Genomic DNA, 23,467 nt, shown 5'->3' with positions numbered 1-23,467 from the left:
CTCCGATGAAAGGTGTCCGTTCATCCTGAGCTGGTGGCGCAATGCGCCGTCTTTGACTCCGAAGGGCCTTCACGAAGCAGCATCCTCTGCTGCGTCGCGCCCTGCCGTCTGAGGCTTGGTTGCCGCTTCCGCCGCTTTGGGATTGGCCTCCCCGACGGTGATCACGTCCATCAGATCGATCCCGGCCATGCTCTCGACGAGATCAGCGAGGTCCTTAGCCGCCTTGGGCCGTCCGCAATTCCACGATCCATGCGCCGCGTTCGACAGGCTGGTCGGATTCTGCGCCATCGCCTGAATCTGCTTGGCGAGTTCCTTGGGCGTGAAATTGTCTTGCCGGATCATGCGCGCGCCGCCAGCTTTGGCGACTTCGCGAGTGTTGACCGCCTGGTGATCGTCGGTCGCAATCGGCAGCGGGATCAGGATCGCCGGACGGCCCACAGCGGTAAGCTCGGCAATAGTAGACGCACCCGCCCGGCCAATGAACAGATGCGTGTCAGCCAGACGCTCATGCATATCCTCGAAATAGGTGCCAAGTTCTGCGGGAATATCGTGCTGCGAATACCGCTCGCGCACCTTGTCGACATCTTCGCTCCGGCACTGCTGCGTCACCTGCAAACGCTGGCGCAGCATCGGGGGAAGCATCGCAAGGCCATCTGGCACGACATCCGACAGGATACTAGCGCCCTGACTGCCACCGGTCACGAGTACGCGCAGCAGGCCTTCTTCTGTGAAGGCCGGGAAATCTTCGTCCCGTAGGGCGAGCACTTCTTCGCGCACGGGATTGCCGACGAGGTGAACCTTGTCCGCGTGTTTGGGCTTGAGCCGGTCGACCTTGTCATACGAGGTTGCGATCGCATCGACCCGGCCCGCGAGCAGGCGGTTGACCCGGCCCAGCACGGCGTTTTGCTCATGGACGAGGCTTGGAATATTCGCAGATGTCGCAGCCAGCAGAGCTGGCAAAGCAGGATAGCCACCAAAGCCGATAACCGCGCTCGGTTCGAACGCATCGAACACACGCAGCGCCATATTGCGCCCTTCAAGCACTGCCCGCGCCCCCGAAATCCAGCGCAACGGGTTCTTTCCGAACCGGCCTGCGGGCAGAACGTGCGCCGTCAGAAAATCGGGTTTGCCAGGAATGTTCGCGCCGCGATCATCGGTGATCAGTGCAACATGGTGCCCTCGCGCTTCTAGCTCCACCGCGAGCGCAAATGCCGGGATCAAATGGCCGCCAGTGCCGCCAGCGGCGAGCACGAAGTGACGGCTCGCCCCGCTTGGCACGTGCTGTGTCTCACTGCTCATGCGCGCTCCTCCCTCTGCTCGCTTTTCGGACGTTCGAAAATCGCCTTCAGCCCGGGGGTCTCGCGCTCCAGGAACGGATTGCGCCGGGTGACCGCAAGCAATAGCCCGATCGTGAAACACACTGCCAGCGTCGACGATCCGCCATAGCTGATCAGTGGCAGCGTCATTCCCGTCGAAGGGAACATTTTGAGGTTTACGAGAATGTTGATGAACGCTTGCCCACCGAACTGCGTGATCAGCCCCGTCGCGGCGAGCAGCACGAACAGATTGTCTTCATCGACCAGCCGGATGAGCACGCGTGCGACTGTTACGAGGTAGAGCAGAACCACGACAGCACAGATCAACAGCCCGAACTCCTCTCCAATGACCGAGAAAATGTAATCGGTGTGCGCTTCCGGCAGGTTCATCTTGCGAATGCCTAGCCACAATCCTGTGCCGTTCCAGCCGCCTGCCAGAAGCGTGCGATAGGCAAGATCGACCTGGTCGAACGCGGTGCCGCCGCCAAGGAAACCATCGATCCGGTGTCGAGCATTATCATAAAGGAAATATGCCGCAGTCAGCCCGACCAATCCGCCGCCGACCAGCACACTGATGCGCTGGATCGAAACACCGGCCAGCAGGACCATTACAAACCAGATGCCGGCAAACAGGATCGTCTCGCCAAGGTTAGGCTGAAGCATCAGCAACCCGGCGATGGCCACCATCAAGCCGGTCGCAAAGGTCAGCACCGGCAATGTCGGGTCGCGCAAACGCCAGCTGAGCACCCAAGCAACCATGATCGCAAAACCGGGTTTCAGGAATTCGCTCGGCTGCAGCGACATCCCCACGTCGAGCCAGCGTCGCGAGCCGTTCTTTTCGACCCCGATCAAGGGCACGAGGAACAGCAACAACAGCATTCCCGCCCCAATGACGATCCCGAGCCTGCGCGCATCTTCGCGGCTCAGGAACGAAATCCCGATCATCAGTGCAAGACCAAGCACCTGAAACACCAGATGCCGTTTCAGGAACAGGAATTCGTCGAGTTGCACCTCGGAAGTCGAAAGCTGATCTGCGCTGGCAGGCGACGCAGCGAGCACCGCAGCCGTACCCATCGCCATGATCAAGACGATGAAGCCAAGCAAAACTTTGTCGATTTCGCGCCACCAGATGCGAGTGCGCTCACGCCAACCTTGCCGCGTAGGGACAGGCGCATGAAATGTCGCATCTGCGCGCGGCTGAGTGATCGATCCTGCCAAGCTCATGCCGCGATATCCTTGAAATGCGGATCATCATCGTCGAATGGACAGCAATCAGCAATCACTCCAACCAGTTGGCGGAAGTGTTCACCGCGCTTCTCATAGTCGCGGAACTGGTCAAAGCTGGCGCAAGCAGGTGAGAAAAGCACGACTTCACCGGGCCGCGCGGCTTCGCGGGCGCGGCTCACCGCTTCGCTAACCATTTCACAGCGCTCGGCTTTGGCGTGAGGTTCAATCAGTTCGGCAAAGCGTGGCCCGGCCTCACCAACTGTGTAAGCGGCGGCAAGCTTATCGAGATGGGCAGCGCATTCGCCGAGCCCGTCCTCTTTCGCCAGTCCGCCGACAATCCAGTGGACACGCGGCGCGCCGTCATTGATCGCAGGATCGGGCGGAAAAGCCGCGAGCGCAGGCGCGGTCGATGCCGGGTTGGTGGCTTTGCTGTCATTGATGAACAGCACACCATTTTCCTCGCACACCCGCTCCATTCGGTGCGGCAAGTTGCGGAAACGGGGGAGCGCGTGCTCCCATTGCGCGGGCTTCACGCCAAGTTCTTCGACCAGCGCGATTGCTACTGCAATGTTCTCGAGATTGTGCGGGCCTTGCAGGCTTGGCCATTCGGATTGCTGGGCGGCGAAGCGCCCAAGGTTGGCGGGCACTGCGCGCCCTTCGAGGCGGCGGGATTGCTCACGTTGGAAGATCGCACCGGCTGGCTCAGCCAGCAAGCCAAAGACCGCAAAGTGTCCGCCCGACTGCATTTCAAACAGCCGCGCTTTTGACGCAGCATAGCCTTCGAACCCGTCATACCGATCGAGGTGATCTGGAGTAATATTGGTCAGCGCTGCGGCATCGCAATCCAGACTGAAGGTCAGGTCGACCTGATAGCTCGACAGCTCCAACACATACACACCAACGCCTTGGTCATTTGGGGCAAGCGCCTCCTGCGCCATGATCGGTACACCGATATTTCCGCCGAGCACTGCGGGGATGCCTGCCATCTCCAGGATGTGGTGGACCAGCGCGGTCGTCGTCGTCTTGCCATTGGTGCCGGTTATACCGACGACCTTGTGCGGCAGCAGGTCAGGCCGTGCGAGTGCGAACAGCTCGATATCGCCGATTACAGGCACGCCGTATTGCGCAGCATGGCCGACAATTGGATGGGTGTTGAGCGGCACGCCGGGCGAAACGACCACACCCGCATAGCCCGTGAGGTTCAGCTCGAGCGGATCGGCCAATTTGCATCGACCTTCAAACGGTGCACGTGCGACGTCCTGGCGATCCCAAACGGTCACTTCGGCACCGCTTGCCAGCAGCGCCTCTGCCGCAGCCGCGCCGGATCGCGCCAGGCCGAGTACGGCATAGCGTTTTCCGGCAAAGGCGGGCGAGGTGATCATCGGGTGCGCATTACCTCACTTTCAACGTGGCCAGCCCGGCCAGCGCCAGCACAATGGCGATGATCCAGAACCGGATCACAACCTTGCTTTCGCTCCAACCAAGCTGCTCGAAATGGTGATGGATCGGGGCCATGCGGAACACGCGCTTGCCCGTCCGCTTGAACCAGAAAACCTGAATGATGACGCTGGCCGTTTCGACCACGAACAATCCGCCGACGATCAGCAGCACGATCTCGTGATGGCTCGCGACGGCGATAGCTCCCAGCGCTCCGCCCAATGCAAGCGAGCCGGTGTCGCCCATGAAGACCGCAGCAGGCGGTGCGTTGAACCAGAGAAACGCGAGGCCCCCGCCCATGATCGCCGCGCAGAAGATCGCCAATTCACCTGCGCCGACCACATGCGGGATGCCGAGATATTCGCTGAAGTCGGAGCGCCCGACGAGATACGCGATGATCGCAAATGTACCAGCAGCGATAATCACCGGCATGATCGCAAGACCATCAAGCCCGTCGGTCAGGTTTACCGCGTTGCCGAACCCGACGATGATCGTCGCGGCAAAGATGTAATAGAACGGCCCGAGCGGGATCTGCACATCGGAGAAGAACGGGACATACAGATCGGTGCTGATCTGGCTGACAATGATGTAGGATGCCACGCCCGCGACGATGAATTCGAGCGCGAGCCGCACTTTGCCTGACACGCCGGCATGGCTGTTCTTCGCAACCTTGTCGTAGTCGTCCATGAAGCCAATGATGCCAAAGCCGAGCGTCACCGCGATGCAGGCCCAGACCAGCGGATTGCGCGGGTCCATCCAGATGAACAGCGACAGGATGAGGGCGATGATCACCATCAGCCCGCCCATCGTCGGCGTGCCGCGCTTGGCCAGATGCGTTTGCGGCCCATCCTCACGGATCGGCTGCCCCTTGCCCTGCCGAACGCGCAGCAGGTTGATGAACTTTGGCCCGATGATCAGGCCAATGAACAAAGCCGTGACCAGCGTCGCTCCAGCCCTAAAGGTCTGGTAACGCACCAGATTGAAAATGCCTTCAAAGCCCAGCCATTCGGCGAGTAGGTAGAGCATTCAGATCCCTTGCCCCCCGCTTACCCTGGGGCGCTTGTAAAATGTGACACCAGCCTGCCCAGGCCAACCGAATTGGAGCCCTTTACAAGTATCGCATCGCCATGGGTGAGTTCGAATTGCTCGAGCGCCGCGATCGCCTCGGCAGGCCCTTCGCAATGCGCGAAGCTGCCCGGAATGCCAAGCGAATCGCCAGTGTCTTTCCCCAATTCTGCCGCAAGGTCTCGCATTTCGTCCCCGACTAGTATCGCGTGGTCGATTTTCGCTTCGGCAATCGGTTCGGCAAGCTGACGGTGGAACTTCGCCGAGAAGTCGCCGAGCTCCTTCATACTGCCCAGCACTGCGATCCTGCGATGTGCGGGGGTTTGACCCAATTGCCGCAGTGTCGCGCGCATTGAAGCCGGGTTGGCGTTGTAGCTTTCATCAACCATCAGCGCCTTGCCGCCAGTGACTTCGATATCGAACCGCGCGCCGCGTCCTTTCAGCCCGCCCATTTCGGCCAAAGCTAATCCGGCTGCGGCCAAGTCTCCGCCAGCCGCGCGAACTGCCGCCATGACGCCAAGCGAATTGGTGATCCAGTGCTCGCCGGGTTCAGCGATGGTGTAGCAGAGCCTTTGATCGCCCAGATCGGCGGTGACCAACGACCCACCATTCTCGCGGGGGATCGCGTCAAGCAGACGCACATCCGCGCCTTCATTGCGTCCGAATGTTACGGTCTTCACGCCCAGCTTGCGGGCATGGTCGATCATTCGCGCAGTGTATTCGCTGTCCGCTGGAATGATTGCGGTGCCGCCATCGACCAGTCCGGTGAAGATCTGCGATTTCTCGTCGGCAATCGCCTCCATGCTGCCGAGGTTCTCGATATGGGCAGGCGCAATTGTTGTGATCAGCGCGACATCGGGCCGGACGTGATCCGCAAGCGGCGCGATCTCGCCCGCATGGTTCATACCCATCTCGAACACACCGTAGCGTGCGCGGGCCGGAAGGCGTGCGAGGCTGAGCGGAACGCCGACATGGTTGTTGTAGCTGCGAACCGAGCGATGCGCCCCACCCCGGCTTGCACGGTCAAGCGCGTTGAAGATCGCTTCCTTGACCCCCGTCTTTCCGACTGAGCCGGTAACAGCGATCCGCACGGCATCGCCGCGATCGCGCGCGGCGTGGGCCAGATCGTGCAGCGCCTTGGTCGTATCTTTGACCAGCACATGCGGGAAATCGACCGGGCGATCCGTGATCGCCGCGACAGCCCCTGCGGCAAAAGCCTGCGGCAGGAATTTGTGACCATCCATCGCCTCGCCCTTCAGCGCGACGAACAGATCGCCCGGACGCACATCGCGGGAGTCCATCTCGACCCCGGCGGCCTGAAAGTGATGCGTGGAAGTTCCACCCGTGGCGATCTCGATATCGCGGGAGTACCAAAGAGATAACGGCAGTCGATCGCGTGGATCGACCGGCCATGCTTTCAATGCCCCCTGCAACAATGCCCGAGCGTTCATGCATTCGCTCCTTTGGCAGATTCAGCAGCGCATTCGCGTGCCACCTGCACGTCGTCGAACGGCAATACTCGCATATTCTCTCCAGATCCCACTATCTGTCCCTGTTCGTGGCCTTTGCCCGCCACGAGAATGATGTCGCTTTCGCCCGCGAGTTCGATCGCCTTGGCGATCGCTTCTCGCCGGTCTCCAATGTCGAATCCGGAATCCATCCGAGCACCCGCATCGATCTCTCCCAGGCCGCGCAAGATCGCCTCACGGATATTCTTCGGTTTCTCTCCGCGTGGATTGTCATCGGTCACAATCACTACTTCTGCGCCATAGGCTGCAGCAGTTCCCATCGGCCCACGCTTGCCTTTGTCGCGATCACCGCCTGCTCCGAACACCACGATCAGCTTACCGCCTTTCGCCTCATCCACGTGCGGACGCAGGGCTGCGATGGCCGCTTCGAGGGCATCAGGGGTATGCGCATAGTCGATATAGATCGGAGCACCGACGGGAGTGATGGCCGCGCGTTCAAGGCGCCCGAGCACCGGTTGAAGCCGGGACACCGCGTCGAAAACCTGCGCCGGTTCCGATCCTGTCGATATTGCCAAGGCCGCCGCGCACAGTGCATTCGCCGCCTGATAGGCACCGATGAGCGGCAGCTTGATGGTTCGTTCCCAACCCTCATGTTCGATCTTGATCGTCTGCCCCAGCGGGGTCGCCTCGCGGGCGGCGAGGCGGAGGAACTCGCCTCGCTCGCCCACTGTCCGAACACGCAAGTCTTGGGAAATTGCGTGCTCGATGGCGCGGCGGGTCCACTCGCATATTTCCCCGCCGTCCCAGATGATGGCTGGCGCGCCTCGCTCGACGACTTCGTCGAACAGGCGCATCTTGGCCGCGAAATACTCGTCCATCGTACCGTGGTAATCGAGATGGTCGCGGCTGAAATTGGTGAAGGCGCAGGCGGATACGCGCAGCCCTTCGTTGCGGTATTGCGAGAGACCGTGACTCGACGCCTCATAGGCGACATGGGTCACGCCCTCGCGCGCCAAGCCACTCATATTACTAAGGAACGTTACGATATCGGGCGTGGTCAGGCCGGTTGAGATACTGCCGTCAGGCGTGGTTACCCCGAGCGTTCCGATGCTGGCAGCCCGTTCCCCGCACATGCGCCAGATCTGGCGCGTCATCTCGGCGGTCGAAGTCTTGCCGTTGGTTCCAGTGACCGCAACCAGCATTTCCGGCACAGGCGTGAAGAACTGCGCGGCAAGCATAGCGAAGGTCCGGCGCGGCTCTTCGCTCGCAATACGCACTGCGCCTTTGACGGGCACGTCCGGCCTAGTCACGACCGCTACCGCACCGGACTCGATGGCAGCCGGGATAAAATCCTCGGCATTGAACTTCGCGCCGCGAAACGCACCGAACACTGTGCCAGGCGCGACCTTGCGATGATCGATAGCGAAGCCCGTTACGGTCGCATCCTCTGCATCCGGACAGGCCACCCCCGCGCGCTCGGCCAGCCCCGCGAGCTTCATTTGCGTCCCTCAACCAAATATCTGAGATCGCTGATATCGACATCGCGGCGATTGTCAGGCCGCACGCCAAGCATAGGCCCGATCCGTGGCACCAGCCGTCCGACTACCGGACCGGCGTTGAACGCCGCCGTGCGCTGGAAGGAACTTGCGAGCGTCCCGCGCGGTTCATCGAGCATCGCGACCACGACATAGCGTGGGCGATCCATCGGGAACGCAGCTGCGAAGGTCGTGATCAGAGCGGTTTTGGAATAGCCGCCTCTGCGCGGTTTCTCCGCCGAACCGGTTTTGCCGCCGACGCGGAAGCCCTTGGCATCGGCGCTGCGCCCCGTCCCGTAGAGCGAGATCATCCGCAGCATCTGCCGCATCCGCGCCGACGTCGACGCTTTGAAAACACGCTTACCACGCGGAACATCTTCGGCATCGAGTTTACGCAAGGTTGTCGGACGCCAGATTCCTCCGTTGACCATTGCCGCGTAGGCGCTGGCGAGATGTAAAGGCGTAACCGAGAGACTGTGGCCATAGCCGATCACCATATTGGTGTGGCGATTGTCCGCATCCTGCGGCCATAGCGGTTTGCCGCGCGCTGGCAGCTCGATGAACGGACGCTTGTCCATGCCTAGGTCGAGCAGCATCTGCTGCAATCGTTCCGAGCCGAGCTGATCGGCCACGCGCGCGGTCACGGTGTTGGACGAATAGACCAGCGCCTGAGGCACATTGAGCGTGTTGCCCTTGGGATGCAGATCGCGGATCTTCCGATTGCCGACCTCGACTGTGCTCGCGTCCCATTGCTTCGAAAGGTTGCGCACCACGCCCGCGTCAATCGCCGCTGCAACTGTTAGCGGCTTGAACGTCGATCCGAGCTCGTAGACCCCGTTTGTGGCGCGGTTGAATTCGTTTGGGGCACCCTGCGCGCCGACCACGTTGGGATCGAATTCGGGTAGCGAGGCAAGCGCCATCACTTCACCAGTATCGACATCCAGCACGATGCCCGCCGCCCCGATTGCGTCGGTCGCCAGCATGCCGCGCCGCAACTCTTCTTCCAGCGCGCCCTGCACCCGAACGTCGATGGACAGCGCGACGGAGTCCGCACGCAGTTCGGGATCGCGGAGCTGATCGTTCAGCACTTCTTCCATGCCGAGCCGTCCGCCTTCGCCTTCGACGACATAGCCAAGCACGTGCGCGGCGAGGGAGCCTTGCGGATAGTGGCGATCATTTTCGCGCGGGAATTGCAGCGCAATCTCGCCCAGTTCAAAGACCTTGTTGGCTTCTTCAGGAAGGACGCGGCGACGCAGATAGCCAGCGCGGCCCGAGGCCAGGCGCTGCGCCGTCTTCGCCGTTTCCATATCGGGAAAAATCGCATTAAGCTGAGCCGCGACATCCTGCGGAGAACGCACGAGCGGCGAACCGTTATCGCCCATCGCTTCGGGATCGAACCACATCGCATAGGCCGGAAACGCACGCGCTAGCGGCGCGCCATTGCGGTCGGTGATCTCCCCGCGCGGAGGCAGCAATTGCTCGGCAAGGCTGCCGCGATCAGGCGTGCCGCCAACAAAGCCGAGCACCGCGATGCGCAGCACCGCAGCCGCCGCCACAGCAGCGAAGATGATGGCGATCCACAGAACGCGCCAGCGCGCGGTCAGCAATGATTGGTAGCGCAGATGAACCAGCTGGACGCGCCCGAGCGGCACAGCCGCCTGCGCGGCATAGGCCGTCATTCACTCGCCTCGTCGGTCAGCGCTGTAGCGTCGGGGATCAATGTCTGCGCCTGAGCCGCACGAATGGGTGATGCTTCGACGAGAAAATCGCCAAACGCGTCGGTGAAAGTCTCTGCCGCATCGACTTCGATATTGGCGGAGGCAAGCGTGATCGGCTCTCCGGTCAGGGGCGAAACCATGTCAATGGCAGGCATCGGCACGCTGTCATCACCCGTGTCGGCGCGCGCCACGCGGATCGGCGCTGGCGCTCCAGGCGCCTGCGGCTGTCCGAGGCTGGCGAGCTGGCGCTGGCCATCGATGTATTGATCGGCGCGCGGCGCCTCATAGCCGAATTCGACCGCATTCCAGTTCGCAAGCTGGCGCTGGCTGGCGCGGGTCTGGAATTCGGTTTCGAGCAGCAGCGTTTCACGCTCGAGTGACACAATTTTGCGCTCGGCGAGCAGCACTTCGCTCTTCACCGCGTGCACATTGAAGCTCAGCACCATAAAGATGCCGAGGCACAGGCCGAGGGACGCGAGCCAGCCGATCTGGCGCATGCGTGAACCGTTGACAATCATGCTGCACCCTTTCCTGCTGGAGCGGCGGTGCGAACTGCGTGACGCAGGATCGATGACCGCGCGCGCGGGTTACGCGCGACTTCTTCGTCGCTCGGACGAATGGCCTTTGAGACCTTGGCAAACGTTGGTGGCGGACCGGCAATTTCACCGGGCAGATGCCGCGAAACAGCCCGACCGGCGCCCGAGGCTTCTTTCAGGAAGCGCTTCACGATCCGGTCCTCGAGGCTGTGAAAGCTGACCACCGCCAGAACACCACCTTCGCGCAGCAGAGCTTCGGCAGCAGCAAGACCCGCACGCAGTTCGCCCAGCTCATCGTTCACGTGGATGCGCACCGCCTGGAATGTGCGGGTCGCAGGATCTTTTTTGTCGTGCGGTTTGTGGCCGAGCGCCTTGCGCACGATCCGAGCGAGTTCGCTGGTCGTCTCAAGCGGGCGCGCAGCCACAATCGCCCTTGCAACGCGGCGCGACTGACGCTCTTCGCCGTATTCGTAGAGCACATCGGCAATCGCGGCTTCGTCGGCGGAATTGAGAAAGTCCGCCGCGCTCTCGCCGTCCTGGCTCATGCGCATGTCGAGCGGGCCGTCATGCGAGAACGCAAATCCGCGCTCACCCTGATCGAGCTGCATCGACGAGACACCGATATCCATGACAACAGCATCGACACTCTGGACGCCGAGCGCATTCAACTCGTCGGCCATGGCAGCAAAACGCACTTGATGCAGCGTTAGCTGTCCTTCGAAGCGCGCAGCCAAAGCGGCACCATCGCGGATCGCTGTGGGATCGCGGTCGAAGGCATAGACGCGCGCGCCCGCTTCGAGCAGCGCGGTCGAATAACCGCCAGCTCCGAAGGTCGCATCGACGATGCCCATTCCGGGCTGCGGAGCCATTGCCGCAACCACTTCATCAAGCAGGACAGGAACGTGGGGAGCGTTCATTTCGCCCCCCCTTTTTTGCCTGATCCCTTTTGGGCGGCTTTGACGTTCGCCTCGGCAACAAGCTTGGCGCAGGTCGCCTGAGCGCCTTTCCAGGCGGCGTCCATCCGGCCGAGCTCTTCAGGGTTCCAAACAAAGAAGAAATCGCCTGCGCCTTGAAAATACAGGCCAGCATCGATCTTGCCGAGATCGCGCAAATGGTCAGGCATCACAAACCGCCCGCTGTCATCGAACGGCAATTGCTCGAAGCCGAACAGCTGCTGTGCACGCACTTCGCGGTCGAAATCGTCCTGCTGAAGGCGAATCGCGCGCTCTTCTTCGCGGTCGAGCTGCTGGTGCAGTTTCTCGGTGCGCGACAGGCCAAAGCCGACGAGGCAATCGAACCGGTCATGCGCAGCGAGGCAAAGAATCTTGTTGTTGGCGGAGCTGTCTTTCACCGCCTTGCGGAAGGCAGGAGGCAGGACAAAGCGGCCCTTATCGCCGGCGGGCGAATAGGCTTGTCCACTATATCCTCCAAACGCTGACACGCGCTTTCATCCCCTTCAGTCCCGTCTCGGCGAAATATCCCGCCGACATCCCACACCGGACACGCCTTCCCCATCTGCGCCCGCGCGAGCGGGAGCAGCGCGCCAACCCAGATGGGCGACGCGACACAAACAGGCATGTCTGATGGAAGCCGGACATATCCGGGATGAGAGCGGGATGGCAAGGGTTTTTGCGGGAAATCTAGGGATTAAGCGGTAAAATGTTGTTTTATAGCGATTTCACTCTCAGTCGATTCCCCGGAATTCGGCAGGCTGATGCCAAGCCGGGAGTGAACTTGCCCCGCCAATTGCCTGTTTTTGCGTGCGAATCCCTTTGCGGCCCGTATTTTCCCCGGAGTCGCGCGGCGTTTTCCCGTGATTTCCCCGATGAGCGACTCATTGGAAGGCAAAATTCAGAAGGGCCTTCACCCCTTCTCCGTTTTCTCCAACAAGCTCTTCGTGCTCGAACACTGCCGCATCATGAAGGTAGGTGACGGTCCCCTCTCCGACATTGTCGCAGTGTGCCAAAGCAAGGCTCTCGTGCGTCCGGCAGCCATTCAGGCCTCCATCCACGACAACAACACGGCTCTCACCCCACATCAGGAGCGGTACCGAGCCGCTTGGCAACTGCGCATAGGACACCTTTCTGGGCTGACCTAGATTCACTCCCCCCGCCAGTCCCCAGCGCGACACAACCGGCGGAACCATCGCCATATCGACCGGTCGGCGCGGGTCACCCAAGGGTAGGTCGTAATCTCCTGTCAGCATCGGATCGAGCGCGATCAGCAAATGCCCGCCAGCACGAACCCACTCATCCAGTGCAACATTGTCCGCTGGGGAAAGGCCGCGCGGCTGTATCACTGCGAGCCGGTCGAGTCCGGCGAGCGGATCGGTTTCGGGTTCGTCCGGGGAAAATCCTGGAATTGGCGTCAGCGTATCGAGTGGAACGAGTTTGAACTGCTTTTCGAGCAATTGGCGCTGCCACGGCTTCTCGCCATTGCCCTGCGCCAGGTTCGCAATGTCTGCATCCAGCGACCAGTAGATCGGCAAGCTGGTCATCAACCCCAACTTAGGCAAATCGCCTTCTATCTCGGTTTTCTGAGCCGGCGCGCCACCGCAATCGCGCGTCTCGTCACACGCAGAAAGCGTCAATACGGCCAGCGCGGCAAGTGTTACCTTACGGATCTTTCGGATCATCGTTGGAGGCTTCCAGATCGGTGTCCTCGGTCGCCGGGACATCCGGAACGGTCGTCGCCTCTTCTTCAGCCTCGGGCTCTGTCGTCACATCGGGCAGGATACCGGCGTCGACCAGTGGATCACGCTGCGGCGGTGCTTCGGTTGGCTCGGTGGTCGGTGCAGCCTCGGGTACGGCGCTGTCTTCGGTCTGCTGCGCGCGGTTGTAGACGATGTTCGCGACACCCACGACCAGAACCATACTGAACAGACCGAACAGGCCGACTTGCAGGCGCTGCATGGCTTCGGCTCGGGTTCCGCCGAGCGGCGCGCCGTCGCGCTCGGCTTCGCGCTGCTGCTCGTCGGAGCGGTCAGACGGGTTGATGGTGGCCATGCCGGCTACCTAACAGGACGATTACGCCTGCGCCAGCCAGTCGAAGACCGGCAGGTTCTTCGACGCGAGCCATTCAGCGTTGAAGAGCGTCGAAAGATAACGAAAGCCGGTGTCGCACAAGATCGTCGCGACCTGGGGGTTTTCACGGCCGTCCGCGACCAATTGCTTGCCCAGCGCAATCGCCCCCGCGACGTTAATGCCGCTGGAAAGGCCAAGGCACAGGCCTTCATCGCGCAGCAGCTTCTCTACCCACTCCAGCCCTTCCTCATCGGAAATGCGGAACTGGGTGTCGATCGGAGCGCCTTCGAGGTTTGCGGTTATTCGCCCCTGCCCAATGCCTTCGGCGACCGAGGAGCCTTCGCCTTTCAGTTCGCCATGTGCGTAGTAATTGTAGAGCGCCGCGCCGTGCGGATCGGTCAAAGCTATGCGGACATCGGGGTTTTTTTCTTTCAGGCCCATGCCAACCCCGGCAATCGTGCCGCCAGTCCCTGCCGCGCATGTGAAACCATCGATCTTGCCGCCCAGCTGCTCCCACAGCTCTTTTGCAGTGCCATCGATATGCGCGCGGCGATTGGCGGTGTTGTCGAATTGCCCCGCCCAGATCGCGCCTTCGGTCTCGTCGGCCATGCGGCGCGAAGTGTGCTGGAAGTGGCACGGATCGGCATATTTGGTCGGCGGAACAAGGACCAGTTCCGCGCCCAAAGCGCGAAGCGTGTCCATCTTTTCCTTGGACTGATTGTCCGGCATGACGATGATCGTCCTGTAGCCGAGCGCGTTGGCGACCAGCGCGATACCGATCCCGGTGTTCCCCGCAGTGCCTTCGATCACAGTCCCCCCGGGCTTTAACTCGCCGCGCTCTTCCGCATCGCGGATCATGAAAAGCGCCGCGCGGTCCTTCACGCTGGAACCGGGATTGGCAAATTCGCACTTGCCCCAAATGTCACAGCCCGCCGCCTCGCTCGGACCGGCGAGCCGGACAATCGGAGTGTTGCCAATCAGGGCGAGCGTATCGCCGATAGGTTGAGTGATGTTCATGGGCGGGATTTAGGCTGCCATGGCTCGCTCAGCAACGTAGAACAGCTACCCAGACAGATAAGGAGGCTTGTCCAATCGGTTGCGCAGCAGCCGCAAGCGCGGAGTCGAAGGCGAAGACGCAGACGTGCGAAGCACACCTGCAAGCGCCTCCGCAGGTGCTCCGTAGCGGAGTGAAGGAATAGCGCCGAGGAGTGCTCGCGGATGCGAGCACTCGCACCAAAGGCGTCTTTAATCTTCCGCCGCGATAGTTACCTTCAATCCGTCAAGCTCAGCGGTGAACGGAATCTGGCACGACAGGCGCGAGGTTTCGGTGCGGTGATCGCTGCTTTCGAGCAGATCGTCTTCATCTTCGCTGACCGCCGGAAGCTTGTCAGTTGCGCCGCCATCGACATGGATGTGGCACGTCGCACACGAGCAGCATCCGCCGCACAGCGCGAGCAGTTCGTCAAAGCCGTTGTCGCGGATGGCTTCCATCACGGTCAGGCCATCTTCGACTTCGATTTCGCTCGTCTCGCCTTCGCGATTGGTGACGACCAGCTTTGGCATGAGTTTCATTCCTCTTGGATGATTGAGCGCAAGAACGCGCGCTAGGGATAAGACGCGGGCGCTGCTAGGACGTTCCAAAGTGCCTGACAAGGCTTGGGCGGGCTAACAGAATTGCCAAGAGGAGACGACGTGGGGCTTACCGCGCAGCAGATCAAGGATGGGATGGACGCAGTTGCGAGCGAGGACGCAAAGGTTGCGGCGGAGCTTGAACGAATTGGCTACCCCGAACCGCGCCTGCGGGATCGCGGCTATAAGACGTTGCTGCGCACTATCGTCGGCCAGCAAGTCTCGGTCGCGGCTGCGGCTTCGATGTGGAACAAGCTGGAAGCCGAATTGGGCGAGGATTTCACACCCGGCTGCTTGCTCAAACGCGATTTCGACACACTCCGCGCATGCGGGCTGTCTCGCCAGAAACAGGGTTACGCTCGGTCGCTTTGCGAACTTATCGATGCAGGCGATTTGGACTTCGAGGCCCTGCCCGCAGACGACGAAGAAGCGATCGAAGAGCTGACGCGGATCAAAGGCATCGGACGTTGGTCAGCGGAAATTTACCTGCTGTTCGCCGAAGGCCGGGCCGATATGTGGCCCGCAGGCGATCTGGCGGTGCAGGAAGGCGTGAAGCGCTTACTGGAACTCGAAGAACGCCCGAAGGAAAAAGAGCTAAGAGAAATCGGTGAACGCTGGAGACCGCATCGCGGCCCGATCGCGATCTTTACTTGGCATTTCTACGCCAATCCGGCGCTCTGAAAGCAGGCGCGCTCAAAGACTGAGCGCGCCCGCTTCTCACGTTCTCCAGCTTAGAACCCGAAGGCCACGCCGACACGTCCACCTGTGCTGTCGGGAGCGGTTGATCCGGCAACGCCAGCGGAGATGTAGATGCGTTCGGCTGCGCGCAGCGAAACCGATCCGGCAAAACCCTGTTCGCCCTGATAGGTCGAGGCGTTGAGGCTGAAGCTGACATTGCTGTCTGGAACCACCATCTGACCGCCGAGCGCCATCGAGGCTGCTATGCCGCCGGTCAGGCGCTGATCGACGTCCTGCAGCTGGAATTCGAGGCCGGAGACACGACCATCAAGCGCGAGAACGCTGGTTTCGAGCTGGCCGAACTGCGCGTCCGACACCTGCGACAGAGCATTCAGCGAGGTGCGAACGTTCTGGACCGAGGCGGCGGTTGCGACCTGCTGGCGGCCGAGCGTGCCGTTCTGATCGACCGTAACCACGTCTACCGGACCTTGCTGGGCAAGTGTCGAGGCTTCGAGATCACCGATCCTCACCGAGCTGCCAGTCCCGCCCAGCGTCACCTGATTGGCAGCATTGGTCGCCGCGCCGGTGCCGACAGCAGTCGAAGCAGCGAAGTCTGCCGTTGCGCCGTTGCCGATAGCTGTGGCCTGGTTGGCGCGAGCCAGGGCCTGGCGACCGATTGCTGTGGCGTTTTCGCCGGTTGCCTGCGACGCACTGCCGACGGCTGTCGATTGCAGCGCCGGAGCGAAGCTCGCAAAGCCCAGCGAGGTAGAGAAATTGCCGCGGGCCTGGCTGAATGCACCAAACGCGAGGGCCCCGACACCGCTAGCACCAGCGCCTGCTCCAACTGCAGTCGACTGAACGCCAATCGCTTGAGTGCCTGCGCCCAAAGCCGTGGTGTTCACTCCAGCCGAAAATGCATCGGCTCCCAGCGAAGTCGTTTGGGTGCCAAGTGCCAGCGCACCCAGTTGACCATCGGTATCGTCATCGTCACCGTCACTGCCGATAGCGATTGAAGACACCCCCTCCGATCGTGTCCGCTGGCCCAGCGCGATAGATCTTTCAGCGGTGGCGCGCGCAATGTCACCAATGGCCACCGATTCGCGCGCCTCGGCTCGTGCATTAGCGCCGAGCGCAGTGGCGCCGTCCTCAAGCCCGTCCGCTGAAAAACCGATGGCGATGGCGGTGGTCTCAGACGCAACGGTCTGCGTACCGAGTGCAATCGAAAGCGCACCAGTCGCCCGCGCGCCCTGTTCCAGATCGTCGCGCAAGTTCGGGTTGGTCGATCCGATAGCAATCGACCCCTGCCGCGTTGCCTGCGCATCATTGCCGATAGCAATTGTCGATGTCCCCGACGCGAGCACATCGGAACCGAGTGCGAGCGTGTTTTCACCCGTCGCCCGTGCGTTCGACCCAAACGCGGCTGCCTGTGCATCGCTGGCTTCCGCCGCGTTACCGACCGCGACGGCGAATTGTCCATCCGTATCAGCGTCTCCGATGGCGATGCTTCGTGCTCCAACGGCGTTGGAATTTGTCCCGACAGCCAAGGCCGAAGCGCCATTGGTGTTCGCTCCGCTGCCAAGCGCAACCGCTGCACCGCCGCGAGCAAAGGCGTTGTTGCCAACGACCACAGCATTATCCGAAGTGTGGCTCGCACGGCGACCGATGATCACGGCGTTGAGGCTTCTTGCCGAAGCGTCAGCACCGATGACGACCGAGCCGCCGGCAGTGCCGTCTGCATTGGCTCCGGTTCCATTGCCGTCCTGGTCTCCGCCAATAACGATGGTGAAACCGGACGCGGAACTTGCTCTGTTGCCGATTGCGACCGACGAGACACCGCTGGCGGCCGTTTCGGTGCCAAGGGCGAGCGCGTCTGCTTCGGAAGCTGCTGCGCTTCTCCCAACCGCAACCGACCGTGCACCGCTGGCGTTCGCACCGGCTCCGGTTGCGACAGAATTCAAGGCCGTGGCCGTAGCAGCGCGGCCCAGCGCGACGGCGGATTCGCCCGAAGCCAGAGTATCGCTGCCGATAGCGATAGCGTTGAGACTGTCCGCGATAGCCGGAGTGGCATCGGCGTCATTGCCGTCTGTACCGATAGCAATGGAGTTATCGGCCAGTGCCTGCGCACCAAGACCGACAGCGATAGCTTTAACTCCGGTCGCGTCGCTCAAGGCGCCGACAGCGGTTGCGTCTTCGGCGGTTGCCTCTGCACCGCGGCCTACCGCAGTGGAGTCGCCTTGGCTGGCGGTGGTGTCAAATCCCAGCGCGAGCGAGTTGATGCCGGTCGCGTTGGCCTGTGCACCGAAGGCTGCTCCATTGATCCCGCTTGCGCGAGCATCGGAGCCGACTGCGACAGTGTCCACGTTCGAAGCGTCTGCCCGTGCGCCCAGGCTGGTCGATTCTTCTCCGCTCGCAGCAGCATCCGCGCCGATCGCGATGGCGCGGTCGCCGGAGGCCTGTGCGCCAGCTCCTCCAGCGTCTGTGCTGTCGCCGCCAATTGCGATGGCAGTGGCTCCAGTAGCCTCTGCAAACGGGCCGAGAGCCGTCGCGTCGATGCCGGTAGCCAGGCTATCCCTGCCGAATGCGGCTGCATCTTGGCCGGTTGCATTGGAGCGGCTGCCAACGGCTGTACCGCCCAACGACTCGCTTGCATCGGCTTCAAATCCGATGGCCGTGTTGGCATCGCCACTGCCGCTGGCGTTCGAATCAGCGCCAAAGGCTGTGTTGGCCGAGTTGTTCCCTGATGCATCCGCGCCGCTACCGCACGCGGTGTTTTCAGGATCGACTCCGCCGTCGTCTGGCGGAGTGACGGGCGCCACTCCGTCATTGGCGCATTCGGTGGCTGTTGCTTCGGTTGGCTGAAACGCGAAAACGGCGAGAGTAGCTGCGCTCGAAAGCAGGATGAGTCTGTTCATGTGATGGTTTCCCTGACGAGGTGATTGGTGTCTCGATTGCAGGGATGGTTTCTTGCCTTCACGAGGGGTGCCGAGTCAGTAAGGCGGGGCCTGAAGGCTGGATGCGATCAGGCCCAACCCTACCGGCAAGACACCATCCCTGCCCGACCATCGATAAGTGCCAAGCGTTGGAGCGAGCGTTTGAACCAGCGTTGGAATTTCGCTCAAAAAGCGTTGAAATTGCGGTTAGATTGGTTGAATTTCGTTGCTGCGATGCAGCAAATCGCCCTATCCTCGACAACGCGCCGCGGCTGAAACTCGACGATTGGGCGTCCGGCGGTGATGCGGAGTGAAAGTGACACTTGAAATACGCACCATTGGCAGTTTGGGCGTCATCGCCGACGGCAATGAGGTCGCTATGCCGACCTCGCGCAAAACCCGCGCGCTGCTTGCCTTTCTGATCCTTTCGCCCGGCACGCATTCGCGCCAGTCCTTGTGCGACTTGTTGTGGGACACTCCTGACGATCCTCTCGCTGCCCTGCGCTGGTCGCTTTCCAAGCTGCGCCCAGTCGTGAATCAAGATGAAACCGAACGGCTCGGATCGGATCGCACAGGGGTCTGGTTTGAGGCCGACGACGCGGCAAGCGACCATGATCGCCTATCGCGTGCAGCCAACGATCCGGATTGCAGCGAGGCAGAGGCCTATGCAGTTTGGCAGGCGTGCAGCGGTGTGCTGCTTGAAGACTGCGAGATGCCCAACCAGCACAAATATTCAATCTGGCTGGAAAGCGCCCGCAGCAATCTGGAACGCGCAAAGGTTCGCCTAGCCCGCCGCTTCGCAACCGAGCTGGCGATTGCTGCGGACATTCGGGACTATTGGTCGAAACGCTGGATTGAGATTGCACCGTTTTCGCCCGAAGCGGCATTGTGTGCGTTCCGAAACCGCCACTGCGCAACTGGCGCGCAGGATGCGCAGGCGCTCGCCAGCGAACTCAAAGCCAGATTTCTTGAAGCCGGTATCGATCCGCCGGAATTCAAGATCGAAGATAGCGATGCAGCCGGAAATACCGCCGAACTCCTGCCCGAACAGGAAATACGCTTTCTCGAAACGAGAGACGGCGTTGGCATTGCGTGGGCAAGCATCGGCGACCCAGCCAACCCGCCCCTCATCAAGGCCGCGAATTGGCTCAATCACCTGGAGCTTGATTGGGGCGCACCGATCTGGAGCCCGCTGTTCCGCGACCTGTCGCGCACACACCAAGTGATCCGCTATGACGAGCGCGGCTGCGGCCTTTCAGACTGGGATGGGTGTGAAATCGGCTTTGACGAATTTGTCGAGGATCTGGAACGTGTCGTCGATGCAAGCGGGCTTGATCGCTTTCCGCTTCTAGGGATCAGTCAGGGCGCAGCGGTTTCCATCGAATATGCCGCGCGTCATCCCGACCGTGTTTCCAAGCTAATCCTGTTCGGGGCCTATGATTGCGGTTGGGTGCATACTGCGACTCCCGACGAAGTGCGTGAGCGCGAGGCGGTAATGGTCCTGACCGAGACCGGTTGGGGCAGCGACAACCCAGCCTATCGCCATCTGTTCTCCCAAACATTCATGCCCGACGCCCTGCCGGAAGAACTCGATTGGTTCGACGAATTCCAGCGCCAGACGACCAATGCGGTCAACGCGGTGCGGTTCTTGAAAGCGTTCTCAACCATCGACGTGCGCGACCGGCTCGCACAGGTGCAATGCCCAACGCTGGTGGTTCACAGTCGCGGCGATCTGCGGATCCCGTTCGCCACCGGCCGCTCGATTGCCGCGCGGATTCCCAATGCCCGCTTGGCGGGGCTGCACAGCAACAATCATTTGCTGTTGGGCCGAGAGCCAGCATCGGCGCATTTTGTCGATCTGGTCCGGGAATTCCTCGCCAGTCCGGAATGACGCCGCGCCGCTGATTGCAATTCCCAGTCTCATTACTAGCTGTCATGCCTACCCCAAGGGAGAGATCATGACCGCCATCGACGCATTTCCGCTCATTCCGCGCGACCACCTGTTCGGCAACCCGACACGCTCGCAGGGGAAGATCAGCCCCGATGGCAAATGGCTAAGCTGGCTCGCACCAGAGGGTGGCGTAATGAATGTCTGGCTCGCCCCGCGCGATGATCAGTCGGCGGCCAAGGTCATCACCCATTCCGAAGACCGCCCGATCCCGCAATACCTCTGGGCACCCGATGGCAAGAGCATCCTGTATATTCAGGACAAAGGCGGTGATGAGAATTACCTACTCTACCGGGTCGACATCGAAACGCTGGCGGAAACGACGCTGACGCCGTTCGAGAACACACGGGTGGACGTGGTCGGCAGCTCGGTCGCGATCAAGGACAAGATCCTGATTGGCCTGAACAACCGCGACCCACAATTCCATGACGTCCATTTGCTGGACCTCAACACTGGCGATCTCACGCTGGTTCTTGAAAACGACAGTTATGCCGGGTTCATGGCCGACGACACGCTGACCTTGCGCATGGCGATGCGGCAGAACGAAGCGGGAGGTACGGACTATTTCCGCATCACCGACAATGTGGTCGAGGACGAGCCCTTCGAAACTACAGCGATGGAAGATGCGCTGACCACAAGCCCGGCAGGATACACGACGGACGGGTCGGTGCTCTACTGGCTCGACAGCCGTGACCGCAACACGGCAGCATTGTTCGCGCAGGACACCCAAACCGGCGAGCGAACTCTGATCGCCGAGGACGACAAAGCCGATATCGGCGGCACGATCCGCAATCGCCAAACCGGTGTGGTCGAGGCCTATTCGGTCAATTACCTCAAGAGCGAATGGACCGCGCTGGAGCCCGATCTGAAAGCTTCGCTCGATTGGCTGGGCGAGCAGCTTGAGGGCGAATATGGCATCTCTTCGCGGACCGACGACAACCAGACCTGGATTGTCTGGAACGACCCGCTCACCGCCTCGACCGCGACCTATATCTACGATCGCAAGGCGGAAACGCTCACGCCTTTCTACAAGACCCGGCCAGAGCTTGAGGGCGCGCCGCTACAACCGATGCACCCGGTCGAAATCGAGAGCCGTGACGGGCTTACCCTGCCCTCTTACCTTACGCTGCCGGCTGGGAGCGACCGAGAGGCATCCGGTCGCTCCGATGCGCCAGTGCCAATGGTTCTGATGGTCCATGGCGGACCTTGGGCGCGCGACTCTTATGGCTTCAGTTCGATCCACCAGATGCTTGCCAATCGCGGCTATGCGGTTCTGAGTGTGAACTTCCGCGGCTCGACCGGGTTTGGGAAAGACTTCCTGAACGCTGCCAACAAGCAGTGGGGCCTCGCAATGCACGACGATCTGATCGATGCCGTCGAGTGGGCCATCGCTGAAGGCATCGCCGACAAGGACAAGGTTGCGATCATGGGCGGGTCCTATGGCGGGTATGCCACGCTCGCGGGCCTTACATTCACGCCAGATACCTTCGCATGCGGCGTCGACATTGTCGGCCCGTCCAACCTCGAAACGCTGCTCTCGACCATTCCGCCTTATTGGGCACCGATGGTGAAAATCTTCCACGAGCGCATGGGCAATCCCGACACCGAAGAAGGCCTCGCGTTGCTCAAAGCCGCCAGCCCGCTCTACAAGGCGGACAAGATCGTCAAGCCGCTGCTGATCGCGCAAGGAGCGAACGATCCGCGCGTGAAGCAGGCGGAAAGCGATCAGATCGTCGGCGCGATGAAGGAAGCGGGCATCCCGGTGACCTATGTGCTCTACCCTGACGAAGGCCACGGCTTTGCCAAGCCGTCGAACAACATCGCTTTCTTCGCCATCGCAGAGAACTTCCTCGCCGAATGTATCGGCGGCCGGGCCGAACCGCTGGGTGACGTGCTCGAACCGTCGACGGCCGAAATTGTCGAAGGTGCGAGCCATGTTCAGGGGCTTGCCGCATAGTTCGCGGATCAATCATTGAGAACGAGAGGAATGACAAGCCCGCTTCACCTCTTTAGACGAGCCAATCAATCGCAGTCGGGGAGAGGGATCACATGACCGCCAACGATACACGCCGTTCCATATTCATAACCGGCGGAGCATCCGGTATCGGCCGAGCGGTCGCGACCCATTTCGGCGATCGCGGCTGGTTCGTGGGTGTTGCCGACGTCAACGCGGACGGGATGCAGGACACGCTCGGGCTGATCGGCGGCGGCTTCAAATACTTGCACAAGCTGGACGTGCGCGACCGGGACGCCTGGGACGTAGCGCTCGAGGCGTTCGCTACTGCAGCCGGCGGCCGGATCGATGTGATGGTCAACAATGCCGGAATCGGCACTGGCGGCCCGTTGCATGAACTAGACAAGGAAGAGATCGACCGCTGCCTCGATATCAATCTGCGCGGCGTTCTTTACGGCGCTCAGGCGGTCTACCCCTACCTTCAAAAGAGCGCCCCGGATTCCAGCCTCGTCAACATCGCGAGCGCCGCCGGAATAACGGGCGGCAGTGGGATGAGTGTTTACAGCGCGACCAAGTTCGCGGTGCGTGGGATCGCCGAAAGCCTTGATGCGGAATGGGCCGACGACGGGATCAAGTGCTGCTCCATCTGCCCCAGCTTCATCGAAACGCCGTTGCTCGACGGAACCGGCAACCGCCGGTCAAACGAGGCTGTTCGCGATCGTGTGAAAGCCGCCGGGCTTGAAATCACTCCCGTGGAGGAGGTCGCGCAAACCGTGTGGGACGCAGTTCACGGTGACGAACTGCACTATCTCGTCGGCAAGACCGCCAGGCAGCTCAACTTCGCCAAACGCTGGATGCCCGGCCGCGTGCGAAAGCAACAACGCGCTGGAGCTGCGTTGTTAGGGAAGTAGGATTCCTGTTTTTTCGCAGCGCATCCGCGCCGCGATTTCCTCGCTCACGCGACCTGAAGGTCGCATCGCTGCGGGCGCCCGGTCGGGCTTG

At 61.4% G+C, this 23,467-nt stretch carries 19 protein-coding genes; 4 read left to right on the top strand and 15 right to left on the bottom strand.

Annotation, left to right across the window (positions count from 1 at the left end; genetic code table 11):
- Positions 1–69: 69 nt before the first annotated feature.
- From murG to Q0837_RS02075, 14 genes are all read right to left on the bottom strand, one after another.
- The gene (gene murG / locus Q0837_RS02140) at positions 70–1,299 is read right to left on the bottom strand and encodes an undecaprenyldiphospho-muramoylpentapeptide beta-N-acetylglucosaminyltransferase (protein ID WP_298464660.1); all 1,230 of its coding nucleotides are present in this window, start codon (positions 1,297–1,299) and stop codon (positions 70–72) included.
- Entirely contained in the window at positions 1,296–2,540 is a 1,245-nt protein-coding gene (locus Q0837_RS02135) for an FtsW/RodA/SpoVE family cell cycle protein (protein ID WP_298464658.1), read from the bottom strand. The genes murG and Q0837_RS02135 overlap by 4 nt, the downstream gene beginning before the upstream one ends.
- Entirely contained in the window at positions 2,537–3,925 is a 1,389-nt protein-coding gene (gene murD / locus Q0837_RS02130) for a UDP-N-acetylmuramoyl-L-alanine--D-glutamate ligase (protein WP_298464654.1), read from the bottom strand. The genes Q0837_RS02135 and murD overlap by 4 nt, the downstream gene beginning before the upstream one ends.
- 10 nt (positions 3,926–3,935) lie before the next feature.
- Positions 3,936–5,006, bottom strand: coding sequence for a phospho-N-acetylmuramoyl-pentapeptide-transferase (gene mraY / locus Q0837_RS02125; protein WP_298464651.1), 1,071 nt, complete (start codon positions 5,004–5,006; stop codon positions 3,936–3,938).
- Between the two features lie 20 nt (positions 5,007–5,026).
- Positions 5,027–6,496 carry a UDP-N-acetylmuramoyl-tripeptide--D-alanyl-D-alanine ligase gene (gene murF, locus Q0837_RS02120; RefSeq protein ID WP_298464648.1) on the bottom strand — a complete coding sequence of 490 codons (1,470 nt, stop codon included), beginning with the start codon at positions 6,494–6,496 and terminating at the stop codon, positions 5,027–5,029.
- Positions 6,493–8,013: a UDP-N-acetylmuramoyl-L-alanyl-D-glutamate--2,6-diaminopimelate ligase gene (locus tag Q0837_RS02115; protein ID WP_298464645.1), complete on the bottom strand. Its 1,521-nt coding sequence runs from the start codon at positions 8,011–8,013 to the stop codon at positions 6,493–6,495. The genes murF and Q0837_RS02115 overlap by 4 nt, the downstream gene beginning before the upstream one ends.
- Positions 8,010–9,728: a penicillin-binding protein 2 gene (locus Q0837_RS02110; RefSeq protein ID WP_298464642.1), complete on the bottom strand. Its 1,719-nt coding sequence runs from the start codon at positions 9,726–9,728 to the stop codon at positions 8,010–8,012. The genes Q0837_RS02115 and Q0837_RS02110 overlap by 4 nt, the downstream gene beginning before the upstream one ends.
- A complete protein-coding gene (locus tag Q0837_RS02105; protein ID WP_298464639.1) occupies positions 9,725–10,285 on the bottom strand; it encodes a hypothetical protein in 561 nt (186 codons plus the stop codon). Before Q0837_RS02105 ends, Q0837_RS02110 begins: the two co-directional genes overlap by 4 nt.
- Positions 10,282–11,220 (bottom strand): 16S rRNA (cytosine(1402)-N(4))-methyltransferase RsmH, encoded by a 939-nt coding sequence (rsmH, locus tag Q0837_RS02100; protein WP_298464636.1) that lies wholly within the window; start codon positions 11,218–11,220, stop codon positions 10,282–10,284. The genes Q0837_RS02105 and rsmH overlap by 4 nt, the downstream gene beginning before the upstream one ends.
- Positions 11,217–11,744: a division/cell wall cluster transcriptional repressor MraZ gene (locus tag Q0837_RS02095; protein WP_298464634.1), complete on the bottom strand. Its 528-nt coding sequence runs from the start codon at positions 11,742–11,744 to the stop codon at positions 11,217–11,219. Before Q0837_RS02095 ends, rsmH begins: the two co-directional genes overlap by 4 nt.
- Positions 11,745–12,137: 393 nt before the next feature.
- Positions 12,138–12,938 (bottom strand): hypothetical protein, encoded by an 801-nt coding sequence (locus Q0837_RS02090; RefSeq protein ID WP_298464631.1) that lies wholly within the window; start codon positions 12,936–12,938, stop codon positions 12,138–12,140.
- Positions 12,919–13,308: a hypothetical protein gene (locus tag Q0837_RS02085; protein WP_298464628.1), complete on the bottom strand. Its 390-nt coding sequence runs from the start codon at positions 13,306–13,308 to the stop codon at positions 12,919–12,921. Before Q0837_RS02085 ends, Q0837_RS02090 begins: the two co-directional genes overlap by 20 nt.
- 21 nt (positions 13,309–13,329) lie before the next feature.
- Positions 13,330–14,343 (bottom strand): cysteine synthase A, encoded by a 1,014-nt coding sequence (locus Q0837_RS02080; protein WP_298464626.1) that lies wholly within the window; start codon positions 14,341–14,343, stop codon positions 13,330–13,332.
- 228 nt (positions 14,344–14,571) lie between these two features.
- Positions 14,572–14,889, bottom strand: coding sequence for a 2Fe-2S iron-sulfur cluster-binding protein (locus Q0837_RS02075; RefSeq protein WP_298469727.1), 318 nt, complete (start codon positions 14,887–14,889; stop codon positions 14,572–14,574).
- 129 nt (positions 14,890–15,018) lie between these two features.
- Here Q0837_RS02075 and Q0837_RS02070 point away from each other — a divergent pair, with 129 nt between their 5' ends.
- Positions 15,019–15,636 (top strand): DNA-3-methyladenine glycosylase 2 family protein, encoded by a 618-nt coding sequence (locus Q0837_RS02070; RefSeq protein WP_298464622.1) that lies wholly within the window; start codon positions 15,019–15,021, stop codon positions 15,634–15,636.
- 50 nt (positions 15,637–15,686) lie between these two features.
- Here the strand turns inward: Q0837_RS02070 and Q0837_RS02065 are convergent, their stop codons facing one another.
- Positions 15,687–18,545, bottom strand: a complete 2,859-nt coding sequence (locus Q0837_RS02065; protein WP_298464619.1) for a YadA-like family protein — start codon at positions 18,543–18,545, stop codon at positions 15,687–15,689.
- 334 nt (positions 18,546–18,879) lie between these two features.
- On the opposite strand from Q0837_RS02065, the gene Q0837_RS02060 reads away from it, so the two are divergent.
- From Q0837_RS02060 to Q0837_RS02050, 3 genes are all read left to right on the top strand, one after another.
- A complete protein-coding gene (locus Q0837_RS02060; protein WP_298464615.1) occupies positions 18,880–20,454 on the top strand; it encodes an alpha/beta hydrolase in 1,575 nt (524 codons plus the stop codon).
- Positions 20,455–20,521: 67 nt separating this feature from the next.
- Positions 20,522–22,468 (top strand): S9 family peptidase, encoded by a 1,947-nt coding sequence (locus Q0837_RS02055; protein ID WP_298464613.1) that lies wholly within the window; start codon positions 20,522–20,524, stop codon positions 22,466–22,468.
- 92 nt (positions 22,469–22,560) lie between these two features.
- A complete protein-coding gene (locus Q0837_RS02050; RefSeq protein WP_298464610.1) occupies positions 22,561–23,376 on the top strand; it encodes an SDR family oxidoreductase in 816 nt (271 codons plus the stop codon).
- Positions 23,377–23,467 lie beyond the last annotated feature (91 nt).

The organism is uncultured Erythrobacter sp., from assembly GCF_947499705.1.
Lineage (GTDB): Bacteria > Pseudomonadota > Alphaproteobacteria > Sphingomonadales > Sphingomonadaceae > Erythrobacter.
This window is presented reverse-complemented; position numbering and strand designations above follow the sequence as displayed.

Excerpts from the sequence above, each read along its gene's own strand:
- murG (WP_298464660.1), bottom strand. The coding sequence starts at position 1,299 with ATGAGCAGTGAGACACAGCACGTGCCAAGCGGGGCGAGCCGTCACTTC.
- Q0837_RS02135 (WP_298464658.1), bottom strand. The coding sequence starts at position 2,540 with ATGAGCTTGGCAGGATCGATCACTCAGCCGCGCGCAGATGCGACATTT.
- murD (WP_298464654.1), bottom strand. The coding sequence starts at position 3,925 with ATGATCACCTCGCCCGCCTTTGCCGGAAAACGCTATGCCGTACTCGGC.
- mraY (WP_298464651.1), bottom strand. The coding sequence starts at position 5,006 with ATGCTCTACCTACTCGCCGAATGGCTGGGCTTTGAAGGCATTTTCAAT.
- murF (WP_298464648.1), bottom strand. The coding sequence starts at position 6,496 with ATGAACGCTCGGGCATTGTTGCAGGGGGCATTGAAAGCATGGCCGGTC.
- Q0837_RS02115 (WP_298464645.1), bottom strand. The coding sequence starts at position 8,013 with ATGAAGCTCGCGGGGCTGGCCGAGCGCGCGGGGGTGGCCTGTCCGGAT.
- Q0837_RS02110 (WP_298464642.1), bottom strand. The coding sequence starts at position 9,728 with ATGACGGCCTATGCCGCGCAGGCGGCTGTGCCGCTCGGGCGCGTCCAG.
- Q0837_RS02105 (WP_298464639.1), bottom strand. The coding sequence starts at position 10,285 with ATGATTGTCAACGGTTCACGCATGCGCCAGATCGGCTGGCTCGCGTCC.
- rsmH (WP_298464636.1), bottom strand. The coding sequence starts at position 11,220 with ATGAACGCTCCCCACGTTCCTGTCCTGCTTGATGAAGTGGTTGCGGCA.
- Q0837_RS02090 (WP_298464631.1), bottom strand. The coding sequence starts at position 12,938 with ATGATCCGAAAGATCCGTAAGGTAACACTTGCCGCGCTGGCCGTATTG.
- Q0837_RS02085 (WP_298464628.1), bottom strand. The coding sequence starts at position 13,308 with ATGGCCACCATCAACCCGTCTGACCGCTCCGACGAGCAGCAGCGCGAA.
- Q0837_RS02080 (WP_298464626.1), bottom strand. The coding sequence starts at position 14,343 with ATGAACATCACTCAACCTATCGGCGATACGCTCGCCCTGATTGGCAAC.
- Q0837_RS02075 (WP_298469727.1), bottom strand. The coding sequence starts at position 14,889 with ATGCCAAAGCTGGTCGTCACCAATCGCGAAGGCGAGACGAGCGAAATC.
- Q0837_RS02065 (WP_298464619.1), bottom strand. The coding sequence starts at position 18,545 with ATGAACAGACTCATCCTGCTTTCGAGCGCAGCTACTCTCGCCGTTTTC.
- Q0837_RS02055 (WP_298464613.1), top strand. The coding sequence starts at position 20,522 with ATGACCGCCATCGACGCATTTCCGCTCATTCCGCGCGACCACCTGTTC.
- Q0837_RS02050 (WP_298464610.1), top strand. The coding sequence starts at position 22,561 with ATGACCGCCAACGATACACGCCGTTCCATATTCATAACCGGCGGAGCA.